This is a genomic window from Paractinoplanes hotanensis, from assembly GCF_023717965.1.
In the GTDB taxonomy this organism is placed as follows: Bacteria; Actinomycetota; Actinomycetes; order Mycobacteriales; family Micromonosporaceae; genus Actinoplanes; species Actinoplanes polyasparticus.
This window is the reverse complement of record NZ_JAMQOL010000134.1, coordinates 1-983: the sequence shown is the minus strand read 5'-3', so window position 1 is coordinate 983 and position 983 is coordinate 1. Positions and strand designations below refer to the sequence as shown.

Genomic DNA, 983 nt, shown 5'->3' with positions numbered 1-983 from the left:
TCACCAGGAAGTATTCAGCCTTACCAGGTGGTCCTGGCAGATTCACAGCAGATTCTAGGAGTCCGCTGCTACTCGGGAACACTGCAAAGAGGCTAGATGCTTTCGTATACGGGGCTCTCACCCTCTACGGCCGGCTTTCCCACACCGTTCCACTAACAACTAACTTTGTAACTCTTCACCCCACTGTCAGATGGAGTAAGCAGGTCCCACAACCCCGAAGCCGCAACCCCTGACAGGTATCACACGGCTTTGGTTTAGGCTCGATCCGCTTTCGCTCGCCACTACTCACGGAATCACTATTGTTTTCTCTTCCTACCGGTACTGAGATGTTTCACTTCCCGGCGTTCCCCCCAACCACCCTATGTATTCAGGTGGCGGTGACACGACATGACTCGTGCCAGGTTTCCCCATTCGGACACCCTGGGATCACAGCTAGGTTGACAGCTCCCCCAGGCCTATCGCGGCCTCCCACGTCCTTCATCGGCTCCTGGTGCCAAGGCATCCACCGTTCGCCCTTGACAACTTAAACACAGAAAACAAGATGCTCGCGTCCACTGTGTAATTCTCAACCAACGACCAACCCACAACCCTCACAGACCCCACCAGCATCACCACAGTGACCGGTATGAAGTCCAGGCCATGCCTGGCATTGAAGACCAACCAGCTTCACTCGGAAGCTCCCGCGGCGTAAACCGCATCACGGGGCGCCGCCCTCCCGGGCCGACGTTGGTTGTTCTTTCAGATACCCAACAGGGTGCTCTCTTGTGCGCCCTCCCCAGCCGCACCAGCTCCCGCTTTCCACACCACCCCCAAAGAGGTAGCTGTACTCACCGAGCCGGCCGTTGCCGGTTCGAACTAGCCAGTGTCTCCGCCTATGAGCACCCCACCACCACATTCGGATGGTGCGGGCTACTGGACCGCTTTCGCAGTCGAGTTGCTCCTTAGAAAGGAGGTGATCCAGCCGCACCTTCCGGTACGGCTAC

Annotated in this window: 1 rRNA gene; it reads right to left on the bottom strand. The window is 57.6% G+C overall.

The features are described 5' to 3' along the window. Positions 1-529: ribosomal RNA gene (locus tag LXN57_RS47735) — 23S ribosomal RNA — on the bottom strand; the annotation flags it as partial. Positions 530-983 lie beyond the last annotated feature (454 nt).